This window comes from Pseudomonas sp. 13B_3.2_Bac1, from assembly GCF_025466205.1.
GTDB lineage: Bacteria > Pseudomonadota > Gammaproteobacteria > Pseudomonadales > Pseudomonadaceae > Aquipseudomonas > Aquipseudomonas fluorescens_H.
In genome coordinates, this window is the sequence record NZ_JANLOG010000075.1 from 125692 (window position 1) to 139053 (window position 13362).

At 59.5% G+C, this 13362-nt stretch carries 14 protein-coding genes; 3 read left to right on the forward strand and 11 right to left on the reverse strand.

Going from position 1 to position 13362, the window contains the following annotated elements; translation table 11 throughout:
* Positions 1-43 precede the first annotated feature (43 nt).
* Positions 44-721 carry a ribonuclease T gene (gene rnt, locus NTD85_RS11970; protein WP_003227721.1) on the reverse strand — a complete coding sequence of 226 codons (678 nt, stop codon included), beginning with the start codon at positions 719-721 and terminating at the stop codon, positions 44-46.
* On the reverse strand, positions 718-1764 hold the full coding sequence (pyrC, locus tag NTD85_RS11975) for a dihydroorotase (protein WP_103484888.1): 1047 nt from the start codon (positions 1762-1764) through the stop codon (positions 718-720). The genes rnt and pyrC overlap by 4 nt, the downstream gene beginning before the upstream one ends.
* Before the next feature lie 160 nt (positions 1765-1924).
* Here pyrC and NTD85_RS11980 point away from each other — a divergent pair, with 160 nt between their 5' ends.
* Positions 1925-2833: a flagellar protein MotY gene (locus tag NTD85_RS11980; protein WP_103520382.1), complete on the forward strand. Its 909-nt coding sequence runs from the start codon at positions 1925-1927 to the stop codon at positions 2831-2833.
* 129 nt (positions 2834-2962) lie between these two features.
* Positions 2963-4180, forward strand: a complete 1218-nt coding sequence (locus NTD85_RS11985) for an argininosuccinate synthase (protein ID WP_201136701.1) — start codon at positions 2963-2965, stop codon at positions 4178-4180.
* A 151-nt stretch (positions 4181-4331) separates the two neighbouring features.
* On the opposite strand, the gene NTD85_RS11990 is transcribed toward NTD85_RS11985, so the two are convergent.
* Positions 4332-5015, reverse strand: a complete 684-nt coding sequence (locus tag NTD85_RS11990; protein ID WP_003227712.1) for a hypothetical protein — start codon at positions 5013-5015, stop codon at positions 4332-4334.
* Between the two features lie 504 nt (positions 5016-5519).
* Between NTD85_RS11990 and NTD85_RS11995 the strand changes: the two genes are divergently transcribed.
* Entirely contained in the window at positions 5520-6146 is a 627-nt protein-coding gene (locus tag NTD85_RS11995; protein ID WP_003227711.1) for a response regulator transcription factor, read from the forward strand.
* A gap of 86 nt (positions 6147-6232) precedes the next feature.
* Here NTD85_RS11995 and NTD85_RS12000 read toward each other — a convergent pair whose 3' ends face one another.
* The 8 genes from NTD85_RS12000 to metG all read right to left on the reverse strand — a co-directional run bounded on the left by NTD85_RS12000 (position 6233) and on the right by metG (position 13269).
* The gene (locus NTD85_RS12000; RefSeq protein WP_103484886.1) at positions 6233-6412 is read right to left on the reverse strand and encodes a PA3496 family putative envelope integrity protein; all 180 of its coding nucleotides are present in this window, start codon (positions 6410-6412) and stop codon (positions 6233-6235) included.
* Between the two features lie 107 nt (positions 6413-6519).
* Positions 6520-7158 (reverse strand): endonuclease III, encoded by a 639-nt coding sequence (gene nth, locus NTD85_RS12005; protein ID WP_262142246.1) that lies wholly within the window; start codon positions 7156-7158, stop codon positions 6520-6522.
* Positions 7155-7736 (reverse strand): Rnf-Nqr domain containing protein, encoded by a 582-nt coding sequence (locus NTD85_RS12010; RefSeq protein ID WP_262142247.1) that lies wholly within the window; start codon positions 7734-7736, stop codon positions 7155-7157. Before NTD85_RS12010 ends, nth begins: the two co-directional genes overlap by 4 nt.
* Positions 7733-8338, reverse strand: coding sequence for an RnfABCDGE type electron transport complex subunit G (locus NTD85_RS12015; protein ID WP_262142248.1), 606 nt, complete (start codon positions 8336-8338; stop codon positions 7733-7735). The genes NTD85_RS12010 and NTD85_RS12015 overlap by 4 nt, the downstream gene beginning before the upstream one ends.
* Entirely contained in the window at positions 8335-9318 is a 984-nt protein-coding gene (locus NTD85_RS12020) for an RnfABCDGE type electron transport complex subunit D (protein WP_262142249.1), read from the reverse strand. Before NTD85_RS12020 ends, NTD85_RS12015 begins: the two co-directional genes overlap by 4 nt.
* On the reverse strand, positions 9305-10519 hold the full coding sequence (gene rsxB, locus NTD85_RS12025; RefSeq protein ID WP_262142250.1) for an electron transport complex subunit RsxB: 1215 nt from the start codon (positions 10517-10519) through the stop codon (positions 9305-9307). The genes NTD85_RS12020 and rsxB overlap by 14 nt, the downstream gene beginning before the upstream one ends.
* The gene (locus NTD85_RS12030; protein ID WP_262142251.1) at positions 10516-11085 is read right to left on the reverse strand and encodes an electron transport complex protein RnfA; all 570 of its coding nucleotides are present in this window, start codon (positions 11083-11085) and stop codon (positions 10516-10518) included. Before NTD85_RS12030 ends, rsxB begins: the two co-directional genes overlap by 4 nt.
* A gap of 132 nt (positions 11086-11217) precedes the next feature.
* The gene (metG, locus tag NTD85_RS12035; RefSeq protein WP_003227696.1) at positions 11218-13269 is read right to left on the reverse strand and encodes a methionine--tRNA ligase; all 2052 of its coding nucleotides are present in this window, start codon (positions 13267-13269) and stop codon (positions 11218-11220) included.
* Positions 13270-13362 lie beyond the last annotated feature (93 nt).

Genomic DNA, 13362 nt, shown 5'->3' on the forward strand with positions numbered 1-13362 from the left:
CACGTGGCCGGTTTTTTCATGCACGGGATTTTTCCGACGAGGATCAGTCGTCGAAGTCTTCCCAGCCGCCCATCTGTTTCCAGCGGTTGACGATGCCGCAGAACAGCTCGGCGGTCTTCTCGGTGTCGTAACGCGCCGAATGCGCTTCACGGCCGTCGAAGTCGATGTCGGCTGCCTGACAGGCCTTGGCCAGTACGGTTTGACCGTAAGCCAGACCGGCCAGCGTCGCGGTATCGAAGCTGGAGAACGGGTGAAACGGGTTGCGCTTCATGTCCAGACGCGCAACCGCAGCATTCAGGAAGCCAAGGTCGAAGCTGCTGTTATGGCCGACCAGAATCGCGCGCTTGCAGCCATTGGCCTTCAGCGCCTTGCGCACGCCACGGAAGATGTCGGTCAGCGCAGTTTCTTCGCTGACCGCCATGCGCAGCGGGTGATCGAGCTTGATCCCGGTGAACTCCAGCGCCGCCGCTTCGATGTTGGCGCCTTCGAACGGCTCGACGCGGAAGAAGTAGGTGTGATCCGGGTAGACGAAACCCTTTTCATCCATGGCGATGGTGGTCGCGGCAATCTCCAGCAGAGCATCGGTGGCCGAATTGAAGCCACCGGTCTCTACGTCGACGACAACCGGCAGGTAACCGCGAAAACGTGCTGCCATTGGGTGACGGGAACCGCCGCCGCCACCTTGACCGTCCAGTTCGTCGTCGAAATGGTCTTCACTCACGCGTGTTCCTCCAGCAGGCGCCAGCGCAGTTTTTCACCGGCGCGCAGCGGGATAACGGTCAGCTCGCCAAACGGCAGGCTGGTCGGGGCGGTCCATTCTTCGCGAACCAGGGTGATGCGATCGGTGTTGGCCGGCAGACCGTAGAAGCGTGGGCCGTTGAGGCTGGCGAACGCTTCAAGCTTGTCCAGCGCGTTGCGCTGTTCGAAGGCTTCGGCATACAGCTCGATGGCGGCGTACGCGGTGTAGCAGCCGGCGCAGCCGCAGGCGGCTTCCTTGGCGTGCTGGGCGTGCGGCGCCGAGTCGGTACCGAGGAAGAACTTCGCGCTGCCGCTGGTGGCGGCGTCGAGCAGGGCTTCCTGATGGGTATTACGCTTGAGGATCGGCAGGCAATAGAAGTGCGGCCGAATCCCGCCCACCAACATGTGGTTGCGGTTGTACAGCAGGTGATGCGCGGTGATGGTCGCGCCGACGTTGGCCGAAGCCTCGTTGACGAACTGCACGGCGTCACCGGTGGTGATGTGTTCGAACACCACTTTGAGCGTCGGGAAACGCTCGACGACACGGCGCATGTGCTCATCGATGAAAATCTTTTCGCGGTCGAAGACATCGACATCGCCACGGGTGACTTCGCCGTGGATCAGCAGCGGCATGCCGACTTCGGCCATGGCTTCCAGCGCCGGGAAGATCTTGTCGATGCTGGTCACCCCGGAATCGGAGTTGGTAGTGGCGCCGGCCGGGTACAATTTGGCGGCGTGCACGAAACCGCTGGCCTTGGCCTGACGAATTTCTTCGGGCTGGGTGCGGTCGGTGAGGTACAGCACCATCAGCGGTTCGAAACGACTGCCGGCCGGGCGGGCAGCGAGAATCCGCTGGCGATAGCCGTCGGCTTCAGCGGCGTTGCGCACCGGTGGTACCAGGTTGGGCATGATGATGGCGCGGCCAAAGGTGCGCGCTACATCGGCAACGGTATTGGTCAACACGGCACCATCGCGAAGATGAATGTGCCAGTCGTCGGGACGCAGCAGGGTCAGGCGGTCGGACATGAGGGGATTCCAGGCGGGTCAAACTGAGGGGAATGCTACCGGAAAAGACTCTTGCAGGCACTCGCTATCAAGTTTTGCCGGAACCTTCCGATATCCCGTAGGTATGCCGTAAACATAGTGTGAATCGGTCTTTGTGTTACAGAAGCCAATGGAGCCTCCCGTGCGCCAGCGATATTTAGCCTTGCTCAGTGTGTTTGCCAGCCTCCCCGCGATGGCGCTCACCTACCAGACGCGTCTGGAGAACATTGAGTGGACGGTCGAGGGCGACAAGTTCGAGTGCCGCCTGACCCAGCCGATCACCGATTTCGGCTCGGGCCAGTTCGTGCGCAAGGCCGGCGAACAGGCGATATTCCGCCTCAATGCCTATAACGCCATGCTCGGCGGCGGTTCAGCGACGTTGCTTGCGGCGGCCGCGCCATGGCAACCGGGGCGCAACGACATCTACCTGGGCAGCGTCAGGATCGGCACCGGTAACGTGCTGTTCAACAGTTCGCAATCCCAGGCCGGCGGGCTGATCAGCGGTTTGCTGGACGGTCGCAGCCCGGTGGTGCGACGTGCGTCCGGCGATGGCCGGGTTTCGGAAGTGCGCCTGCTGCCCGTCAAGTTCAGCAAGGCCTTCAACGATTACCAGACGTGTGTGGCGAAATTGCTGCCGCAGAATTTCGACCAGATCAAACAATCGCAGATCGGTTTCCCGGGGGAAGGTACCGACCTCGACGCCGCCGCTCGGGCCAAGCTGCAAGTGATGCTCGAGTACATGAAGGCCGATCCGTCGGTCAATCACATCGAGCTCGACGGCCACTCGGACAACAGCGGCAACCGTCTTACCAACCGAGAGCTGTCGCGCCGTCGCGCGTTGGCGGTGGTCGATTTCTTCAAGGCCAACGGCATCGCGGAATCGCAGATCACCGTGCGTTTCCACGGCGAGCAATACCCGCTGGTGCCGAACAACAATGCGGCCAACCGGGCGAAGAATCGTCGGGTCAGCGTGAAGCTCGCGCGAGTCGCGCCGACCACTGCGCCAGCACCGCAAGCCAGCGCGCCTGCCAACGCCGCGGCGACTTCCTGACCCGCCGGTCATCGTCGCGCTCTCGACAGATTCTGTCGCTTTGTCGTCTTAAGCTGTCGCGCCTCTGTAAATTATCGTATTTGAGCGGTAGACTCCTCGGCTTTCCGTAGAACCCCGTGGAGTGATGGCATGGCGGACGTAAACAAGGTCGTTCTGGCGTATTCCGGCGGCCTGGACACTTCGGTGATCCTCAAGTGGCTGCAGGATACTTATAACTGTGAAGTGGTGACCTTCACTGCTGACCTGGGTCAGGGCGAAGAGGTCGAGCCGGCTCGCGCCAAGGCTCAGGCCATGGGCGTCAAAGAAATCTACATCGACGACCTGCGCGAAGAATTCGTGCGTGACTTCGTGTTCCCGATGTTCCGCGCCAACACCGTTTACGAAGGCGAGTACCTGCTGGGTACCTCCATCGCACGTCCGCTGATTGCCAAACGTCTGATCGAAATCGCCAACGAAACCGGCGCCGACGCCATTTCCCATGGCGCTACCGGCAAGGGCAACGACCAGGTGCGTTTCGAACTGGGTGCCTACGCGCTCAAGCCAGGCGTGAAAGTCATTGCTCCATGGCGTGAGTGGGACCTGCTGTCCCGCGAGAAGCTGATGGACTACGCCGAGAAGCACGCGATCCCGATCGAGCGTCACGGCAAGAAGAAATCTCCGTACTCGATGGACGCCAACCTGCTGCACATCTCCTATGAAGGCGGCGTGCTGGAAGACACCTGGACCGAGCACGAAGAAGACATGTGGCGCTGGACCGTCTCCCCGGAGAACGCTCCTGACACTCCGCAATACCTGGAACTGACCTACCGCAACGGCGACATCGTTGCCCTGGACGGCGTCGAAATGACTCCGGCCACCGTATTGGCAACGCTGAACAAGATCGGTGGTCAACACGGTATCGGTCGTCTGGACATCGTTGAAAACCGTTACGTGGGCATGAAGTCCCGTGGCTGCTACGAAACCCCGGGCGGCACCATCATGCTGCGCGCTCACCGCGCCATCGAATCGATCACCCTCGACCGCGAAGTCGCTCACCTCAAAGACGAGCTGATGCCGAAATACGCCAGCCTGATCTACACCGGCTACTGGTGGAGCCCGGAGCGTCTGATGCTGCAACAGATGATCGACGCTTCCCAAGTCAACGTGAACGGCGTGGTTCGCCTGAAGCTGTACAAAGGCAACGTGATCGTGACCGGTCGCAAGTCCGACGATTCGCTGTTCGACGCCAATATCGCGACCTTCGAAGAAGACGGCGGCGCTTACAACCAGGCTGACGCGGCGGGCTTCATCAAGCTCAACGCGCTGCGCATGCGCATTGCTGCCAACAAAGGCCGCAAGCTGTTCTAAGCGTCGCGGGCCTGTAAAGAAGTGGCGGCTTGTCCCAGTGACAAAGCCGCCATTTTTTTTTGTGGTTGTCTGACGTTAACCCGCAACATATGTTGTTACGGTCAATTCCAGCATTTTCTTGAATGTCCACTTCAGGCATCTACTCTGTGTCTCATTCCCCCCTCAGCACCGTAGTACTTTGCGTGCTCACGTTATAAGCAACGAAAAGTTTGGCGCCTCCGTTTTTTTTCGCTTGTTTGACAAGGCTGAGAGTAATTTGCTTGAGCAGAGCGTCAGACGCTGAGTCGGTCAAAAATACCACTGCCTTGGCTGATTGCTTGCCAAGCTGAGGAAAGTGTTCGGCCAGCGCATTGAACGCCTGTGTGCTGTTCAGCGGACGTACATCGATGGCGCGCAACGTGCCCATGGATTTGGGCAGTTGGATGGTGTGCTCAATCCACGCTCGTTCCGGGCAGGATTCGTCAGCGCCGCACGGGTGGAGTGGCCGCTGGTCAATGCCGCGTTCAGGTAGCGTCCACTCCTGACCGCCTGGTGCTCCGCGTGCCGGGGACGAACAGGGGATATTCTCCGTCTGCTTCAACTCATCAAAGACTTTTAGAAAACTGTCGTCCTTGTCGAAGTCCGAGGGCGCATACAATGAACGGTAGTTGAAGTTCAGCGTTAAAAAAAACAGCAACAGCAAGTAAAACGGGAAGCTGATCAGGAACCAGATATAGACTTCTCTTTCATCGTTATCTAGAAAAGGCAGGGAGATGGCCGCCGACGATTCGGAAATAAATGCAAATATTGCAATTACCGTCATGGGGTTGGTGATTTTTTTTCTGATTTTTATCATGGTGTTTGCTCATTAAGTGTGTTTTTCCAATGTGTTTATTGAATGATTTCATGTGGGTGAAGTTTTGCGTCTGATGCTCTTTTTTATATTAAATAAAATTCGTTGGGTAGAAGTATCTTGTTTCAGACGTTGATTGTTTAAAGTGTGTAGTGGCGTTCTTGCTGTTGTTTTTACAATCGATTGTCAGCCTGAGGCTGTCCGGCCTCAGCAGTGCGCTGTCATGCGACAACAGCAATTTTCGCAGTCTCTTCTTGCGCGAGAGGCTCTGGATCAATGAGCCGGCTTGGGTTGCAGTGCGTAGTATTTTTCACGTCCAAGGCGTGGTCAGAGAAACGGCCGGGGCTTGCCAATATCACCAGTGGCGGTTTTTTGTAGGAATAGTCTTTTTTTGATGTAGGGAATGTCTTTGGCTGTGAGTGTGACGGAACTCTCTTGTGCCATGTCGGAAGTGACTAGGCTATTGTGCGGGTTCTAAAAATTCGAACAGCGAAACTGGACCTGCCCATGAATAAAGTGCTGATCGTGGATGATCACCCCGTCATTCGTCTTGCTGTGCGTATGCTGATGGAACGTCATGGCTACGAAGTTATTGCCGAAACAGATAATGGTGTGGATGCATTGCAACTTGCGCGTGAACAAATGCCGGATATCGTTATTCTGGATATTGGAATACCGAAGCTCGATGGTCTGGAAGTTATTGCCCGTCTGAACTCGACACCGATGCCATTGAAAGTTCTGGTGTTGACCTCTCAGGCACCCGGGCATTTTTCGATGCGCTGCATGCAGTCGGGGGCGGCGGGGTATGTCTGTAAACAACAGGATCTGACAGAGTTGCTCAGTGCGATCAAGGCCGTACTGTCCGGATACAGCTATTTTCCAAACCAGGCCCTGCATACCGTGCGAACCAGCCTCGGTAATGCCAGTGAGGCCGATATGGTAGACCGCCTTTCCGGGCGGGAAATGATGGTGTTGCAGCAATTGGCGCGGGGCAAGACCAACAAGGAAATCGCTGACGGCATGTTTCTCAGCAACAAGACGGTCAGCACTTACAAGACCCGTTTGTTATTGAAGCTCAATGCTCGGTCGCTGGTGGACCTGATTGAGCTGGCGCAACGCAACGGGCTGGTCTGATGGTCCTGTTTGCTGACGGATCATGGACCGCTCGGTGTCGGATTCCCGGAAAGTAAAAAGCCTCCGGTTCGGGAGGCTTTCAAGTATCAGAGATCAAAATCGTAATCGGCCAATTGCTTTTGCAGTCGGCGCTCCTCAAGCAGGTTATCGATGGTGCGACGTTTGCTCAGATTGGTCTTGGCGACCTCGACGACAGGTTCGGCGTCGTCGGTTTCCACAGCTGTGAAATCGTCATCTACATCCAGTTGTTCTTTGGTGTCAGTCATAAGGTGAACTCCAGGCTAAGACTGCCTTTGGCGCTCCTTATATCGATATTCCTGCTGCGGGTAAAAAAGATTTTTTCAATCGACGAATCAATTATTCCAATAGCCAGTCAATCGTCCGAGGTTTTGTGTTTGTACTCGCACAAATCTTCGATCCGGCAGCTGCCACAGCGTGGCTTGCGCGCCAGACACACATAGCGACCATGCAGAATCAGCCAGTGGTGAGAGTCGAGCAGGTAATCTTTCGGCACAAACTTCATCAACTTCTTTTCCACCTCGACCACATTTTTGCCCGGGGCAATGCCGGTGCGGTTGCTCACGCGAAAAATGTGCGTGTCGACCGCCATGGTCAACTGACGAAAAGCGGTATTGAGCACTACGTTGGCCGTTTTGCGGCCAACGCCGGGCAGCGCTTCCAGTTCTTCGCGCGTCTGCGGGACTTCGCCATTGTGCAGTTCGACCAGCATGCGGCAGGTCTCGATCACGTTTTTCGCTTTGCTGTTATAGAGGCCGATGGTCTTGATGTATTCGGACAGCCCTTCGACGCCCAGCGCCTGGATCGCCGCAGGGGTATTGGCCACCGGAAACAGTTTGGCCGTGGCCTTGTTGACGCCAACGTCGGTAGATTGCGCCGAGAGGATTACCGCGATCAACAACTCGAACGGCGAGGAATAGGCCAGCTCGGTCTTCGGCTCGGGGTTGTCTTCATGAAGTCTGCGGAAGATTTCCAGACGTTTTGCGGCATTCATGGATGATGTGTTTCCTTGGAGAGAGCGTTCGAGCGGGTCCAGGCCTGGCGGGCAGCGAGCAGGAGTCCGAGCAGGATGAAGGCGCCGGGAACCAGGGTGAGCAGGTGCAGCCCGTCGCTGAACAGAACCAGTCCTTGCCAGTGCTCGGACAGAACACGACCGATGTGCCCCTGACCGAACAGTTCACGCAGTACGGCCAGCGCCAGTAGCAGCGCGCTCGACAGGCCAAAAAACTTCAGGCGCTGGGCAAGCGCCTGACGAAAGAATCCATTGTATTCCAGCACCACGCATTGCAAGGCGATCAACCCGCCATAGATCCCGAGTGACTGTTGCCACTGCAACGCCCAGCGCTGCGCGAGGATATTGGCACAACTGGTCAGAGTGGCGGCCAGCAGCAGACTGGCCAGCAACAGGCTGTTGCCAGATAACCGCAAGCGCAGTGGGGCGATGCACACGCTGTAAATCCCCACAACGGCACTCGACATCAACAACATGCCCAGTGCGCCAGCCAGTGTCGCGCTGGTGCCAAGCAGCAGCATCAGCGTCAAAGTGTTCGTCAGATTCGTCGGCCGGTTCATGATCCGGTCCCCAGCAAGATTGCCCGGTGCTCGTCAAAGTAGCGCAGAGCGTCATGGATGGCATTGAGAGTGGCGCGGGATGTGATGGTGGCGCCCGCCAGTTGATCGAACTGTCCCTGATCCTTTTTCAGTGCCCAGCCAGCGTCGTCAGGTGCGTTGCGCGACTTGCCGGTAAACGTCGCCAGCCACTGGTTCGGCCAGTCGCCGATGAGTCCGCCGAGCGCCGGTGTTTCGTTTTGCCGCAGGGTTTTTACTCCCAGCAGTCTGCCGTTGGCATCGATGGCGATCAGCAGTTCGATAACTCCGGCGTAGCCCTCGGTCTGGGTGCGCAACAACACTGCCACTGGCTGACCGGATTTGCTTGCGCGGTAACCTGCCAGCAGCGTGCTGTGGCTCAACGTTGTATCAGTCAGCGCCAGCGGCTGCTCCAGCGGCTGATTGTCGTAGGCATCGGCCGCGAGCACATCCAGCAATTTGCGGCTGTCGAGCAGGCGTTGCTCGCTGGTAATCTGCGGCGCACTGGCGCGCTGCACGACATAGGTCAAACCGAGACCGGCGCCGGCCAGCAGCACAAGGGTCACGACAGTAGCCGCGCGGTTCATGATTGCACCTGCGTCTGGCGGGCAGCGGCAAAACGCTCCAGGGCCGGTACACCGAGATTCATCAGCAACACGGCAAACGCGACACCGTCCGGGTAGCCGCCCCAGGTGCGGATCAGGTAGGTCAGCAAGCCGACACCCACGCCGAACAGCAGCCGGGCCAGCGGACTTTTGGCGCCGGACACCGGTTCGGTAATGATGAAAAACGCACCGAGCATGGTCGCGCCGCTCAGCAGATGAAACAGCGGTGAGCCGTGGGAATCGGAACCCGAGCCGTTCCAGCAGAGCAGGCTGACGACAAACAGGCTGGCCAGCATGCCGACCGGCGCTTGCCAGGTAATCACCCGGCGCTGCAACAGCCACAGCCCGCCAGCGAGAAACGCCAGATTGATCCACTCCGCACCGCGCCCACCGAAGCGGCCGAACGCCGGGTTGGCCGCGAACAGCTCATCCAGGGTCAGGCTTTTGTTGATGCGCAGACTGTCCAGCGCGGTGGCCTGCACCCAGGCGTCCGGCGCCTGGCCCAGATTCAAGACTTGCGCAAAAGCGGCCTGCAGATTCATGCCATGCGCCGGCCAGTGGGTCATCGGCTGCGGGAACAGCAGCATCGCCAGGGCGAAACCGAGCATGGCCGGGTTGAACGGATTCTTGCCGATGCCACCGTATAAATGCTTGCCGAACAGCAGGCCCGAAGCTATCGCCGTAACGGTCAGCCACCACGGGCAATAGGGTGGCAGGGCGGCGGCCAGCAATGTTGCGCTGACCAGTGCGCTGCCATCGCTGAGCGTTGGTTGCAAAGGTTGTCGGCGCAGGCGGGTGACACCGGCCTCGACCAGCAGTGCGCTGCTCGCCGCCAGGATCAGATTGATCAACACCCCCCAGCCGTAAAACCAGAACAGTGCCAGCAGCCCCGGCAGCGTGGCCAGCAACACCCGCTTCATCGCCTGTTGCAGGCGATCATCCGGTGCCTCACGGGGCGACATGATCTTGCACCTGACGCTCGGCCGCCTGCAGGCGGGCGCGGGCTTTGTCGAGGGCTTCGCTCGGCGTGTCGGCGCGGCGTTCGAGTTTGTTCAGGTCGGCGCGGGCGTAGGCCAGTTCGGTTTTCAACTGGCGAAGCTGGCTGTCGATCGGGCGCTTTTCTACGCGCACCAGATCAGGCGCAGGCTGTTCGCTTGCCGCTTCGGCAGCGTGAAGGGCCTGCTCGGCGTCATGCAGTGCCTGTTCCAGGGTGGCGATCTGCTCCGCTGGCGCTTCGGCGGTCTGAGCCTTTTTCAATTCGGCGCGACGCATGGCCAACTGGATTTTCGCCCGCTTCAGATCCGCGTCCTTCGCTGGAGCCGGGGCCGCAGCGGCTGGAGCAGCGGTGGCGCTGCTTTCGAGTTTCGCCAGCGCCTGTTCGGCGGCTTCGAACTGCTGTTGCAACACGATCAGTTGCGATTGCTGTTCGAAGGTCGGTGGATGGCCGAAGGCTTTCAGCGATTTGTGCAATTGCGCGCGGCTCATGGCGACGTCGATCTTGGCTTTTTTCAGCGCCGCGTCGGCGGTCGCGGCTTTCTGCGCGCGCACCCGCTCCAGAGCGGCTTGCACCGGGTCGAGGGTGGCCACCGCCGGTTGCGTTGCGCGCCGTGCCCGGGCTTCGCGCTCAGCCTGTTTCTGCTGTTCTTCGCGCTCCAGGCGGGCGTTGCGGCGTTCAAAACGCTGGCGTGCATGATCGCGTTTGGCCGTGCGCGCGCGCTGTTCTTCAAGGCTGGACGCCAGGCCACCGACCACCGGCAAGGTGCCGAGCGGCAGCGGATGCATCTCGATGCAATCCACCGGGCACGGCGCCACGCACAGGTCGCAACCGGTGCATTCGTCGATCAGCACGGTGTGCATCAGTTTCGCCGCGCCGACGATGGCGTCGATCGGGCAGGCCTGAATGCACTTGGTGCAGCCGATGCACTCGGCTTCGCGGATGTAGGCCACTTGCGGCGGCGCCGTGCCACGGCTGATGTCCAGTTCCAGCACCGGCACCTTCAACAGTTCAGCCAGGGCGGTAATGGTTTCGTCGCCCCCCGGCGGGCACTTGTTGATCGGTTCGCCATCGACGATGCCTTGCGCATAGGGTTTGCACCCGGGGTGGCCGCATTTGCCGCACTGGGTCTGCGGCAGGAGGGCATCGATGAGTTGAATCAGACTCATGTTTTGATCAGTCCACTGAATCCGAGAAAAATCACTGCAATCAGTCCGGCGCCGATCAGATCGATCGGCAAGCCGCGAAAGGGCAGAGGAATGTCGTTGTCCGCAGTGCGTTCGCGCAAGTCGCTGAACAGGCTCAGCACCAGCCAGAAACCCAGCCCGGCGCCAATGCTCAGCGCCGTTGCCTGCAGCAGGCCGCGATCATTTTGCGCATTGATCAAGGCCAGCCCGAGCACGCCGGCATTGCCCAGCAACAGTGGCCATAGCCCTTCGAACGGCCAGTCAGGCAGCCCGCGAGCCAGCAGCTTCAGCAGCGGCGCGATCAGCAGCACACTGAGCGGCAAGAACACAAACAGCTGCAATGCCTGCAATTGCAGCGGCACCAGCAGCCAGTGCCAGATCAGGTAACCGATGATGCCAACGCTCAGCATCAGGCACGCCGTCGCCAACCCCAACGCATGCACCTGGCGCCGACTGCCGGCCAGCAGCGGATCGACGCCCAGCGGCCAGTGCAACACGAAGTTGTTGAGCAGGGCGGCACTGATCAGCGTAAGCGCAAGTTCGGTCATGGTTCTGCCGGCAGAAACGGGCGGGTGTCACTCAAGGTTAGGCATTATCCGGCACCCGCGAAGGGTGGGCCAGATATGAAAAATCCCACAGGCCTGCAGAACATGCCTGTGGGATCGTTTTACCGCTGGGTCTTACTTGATGCGTTGACCCGGCTTGGCACCGCTGTCCGGGCTCAGCAGGTAGATTTCTTCACCGCCAGGGCCGGCTGCCATCACCATGCCTTCGGAGATGCCGAACTTCATTTTCCGTGGCTTGAGGTTGGCGATCATCATGGTCAGGCGACCGTCGAGTTTCGACGGATCCGGGTAAGCGCTCTTGATCCCGGAGAACACGTTGCGCTGCTCGTCACCGATATCCAGAGTCAGGCGCAGCAGCTTGTCCGCACCTTCCACGTGTTCGGCCTTGACGATCAGGGCGACGCGCAGGTCGACGGCGGCGAAGGTATCGAAGTCGATTTCCGGCGACAGCGGATCCTTGGCCAGTTCGCCATTGCCCGCAGGCGCGGCGGCGCCGGTATCGGTCTGGCTGGCGGTCAGGTCTTCTTTCGAGGCGTCGGTCATGGCTTGCACTTTTACCGGGTCGATGCGGGTCATCAACGGTTTGAATTCGTTCAACTGGTGGTTGGCCAGCAGCGTGGTGTGGTCGTTCCAGGTCAGCGGGGCGACGTTGAGGAAGGCCTCGGCGTCGGCGGCCAGCAACGGCAGCACTGGCTTGAGGAAGATCACCAGTTGGCGGAACAGGTTGATGCCGGTGGCGCAGATCGCCTGGACTTCATCCTGCTTGCCTTCCTGCTTGTTCAACGACCATGGCGCCTTGTCGGCGATCCAGGCGTTGGCGCGGTCGGCCAGGGCCATGGTTTCACGCATGGCGCGGGCGAAATCGCGGGCTTCATAGGCGTCGGCAATGCTTGGCGCGGCAGCGAGGAACGCTTCGGTCAGCTCTGGCGCAGCGTTGTTGTCGACCAGCAGGCCGCCGTTGCCCTTCTGGATGAAACCGGCGCAGCGGCTGGCGATGTTGACCACTTTGCCGACCAGGTCGGAGTTGACCTTCTGCACGAAGTCTTCGAGGTTCAGGTCGAGGTCATCGACGCCACGGCCCAGCTTGGCCGCGTAGTAGTAGCGCAGGTATTCCGGCGACAGGTGATCCAGGTAAGTACGGGCCTTGATGAAGGTGCCGCGGGACTTGGACATCTTCTGGCCGTTGACGGTCAGGTAGCCGTGCACGTTGATCCCGGTCGGCTTGCGGAAACCGGCGCCTTCGAGCATGGCGGGCCAGAACAGCGCGTGGAAGTTGACGATGTCCTTGCCGATGAAGTGGTACAGCTCGGCGGTGGAGTCCTTGCCCCAGAACGCGTCGAAGTCCAGCTCCGGCGTGCGGTTGCAGAGGTTCTTGAAACTGGCCATGTAGCCGATCGGCGCGTCCAGCCACACGTAGAAATACTTGCCCGGCTCGTCCGGGATCTCGAAACCGAAGTACGGCGCATCGCGGGAGATGTCCCACTGCTGCAGGCCGGCGTCCAGCCACTCGGCGATCTTGTTGGCCACGGCGTCCTGCAGGGTGCCGCTGCGAGTCCAGGTCTGCAGCATCTGCTGGAAGTCCGGGAGCTTGAAGAAGAAGTGCTGGGAATCCTTGAGTACCGGCGTGGCACCGGAGATCGCCGACTTCGGATCCTTCAGATCGGTCGGGGCGTAGGTCGCACCGCATTTTTCGCAGTTGTCGCCGTACTGGTCTTCAGTGCCGCATTTCGGGCAGGTGCCCTTGATGAAGCGGTCGGCCAGGAACATTTTCTTTTCCGGGTCGAAATACTGGGTGATCGAGCGCTGGGCAATATGCCCGGCGTCACGCAGCTTCAGGTAGATCTGGCTCGACAGCTCACGGTTTTCTTCGGCGTGAGTGGAGTGGAAGTTGTCGAAGTCGACCAGGAACTCGGCAAAGTCGGCGCTGTGTTCAGCCTGCACGTTGGCGATCAGTTGTTCCGGAGTGATGCCTTCCTTTTCCGCACGCAGCATGATCGCCGAACCATGGGCGTCGTCGGCGCAGACATAGATGCATTGATTGCCGCGATGCTTCTGGAAGCGCACCCACATATCGGTCTGGATGTATTCCAGCATATGGCCAAGGTGAATCGAACCGTTGGCGTAGGGCAGGGCGCTGGTGACGAGGATCTTGCGTGGTTCGGACATGTGGGGCTTCGCTACTTGATGAAACGGAGGTCGGCCACTATAAAGCGCTGGCGCATATTTTTCACCCTGTGCACCTGTTTCCGGATGACTTGA

Bases quoted from the DNA above. Each gene is read 5' to 3' on its own strand.
- pyrC (WP_103484888.1), bottom strand. From the start codon at position 1,764: ATGTCCGACCGCCTGACCCTGCTGCGTCCCGACGACTGGCACATTCAT.
- NTD85_RS11985 (WP_201136701.1), top strand. From the start codon at position 2,963: ATGGCGGACGTAAACAAGGTCGTTCTGGCGTATTCCGGCGGCCTGGAC.
- NTD85_RS11990 (WP_003227712.1), bottom strand. From the start codon at position 5,015: ATGATAAAAATCAGAAAAAAAATCACCAACCCCATGACGGTAATTGCA.
- NTD85_RS11995 (WP_003227711.1), top strand. From the start codon at position 5,520: ATGAATAAAGTGCTGATCGTGGATGATCACCCCGTCATTCGTCTTGCT.
- NTD85_RS12000 (WP_103484886.1), bottom strand. From the start codon at position 6,412: ATGACTGACACCAAAGAACAACTGGATGTAGATGACGATTTCACAGCT.
- nth (WP_262142246.1), bottom strand. From the start codon at position 7,158: ATGAATGCCGCAAAACGTCTGGAAATCTTCCGCAGACTTCATGAAGAC.
- NTD85_RS12010 (WP_262142247.1), bottom strand. From the start codon at position 7,736: ATGAACCGGCCGACGAATCTGACGAACACTTTGACGCTGATGCTGCTG.
- NTD85_RS12015 (WP_262142248.1), bottom strand. From the start codon at position 8,338: ATGAACCGCGCGGCTACTGTCGTGACCCTTGTGCTGCTGGCCGGCGCC.
- NTD85_RS12020 (WP_262142249.1), bottom strand. From the start codon at position 9,318: ATGTCGCCCCGTGAGGCACCGGATGATCGCCTGCAACAGGCGATGAAG.
- rsxB (WP_262142250.1), bottom strand. From the start codon at position 10,519: ATGAGTCTGATTCAACTCATCGATGCCCTCCTGCCGCAGACCCAGTGC.
- NTD85_RS12030 (WP_262142251.1), bottom strand. From the start codon at position 11,085: ATGACCGAACTTGCGCTTACGCTGATCAGTGCCGCCCTGCTCAACAAC.
- metG (WP_003227696.1), bottom strand. From the start codon at position 13,269: ATGTCCGAACCACGCAAGATCCTCGTCACCAGCGCCCTGCCCTACGCC.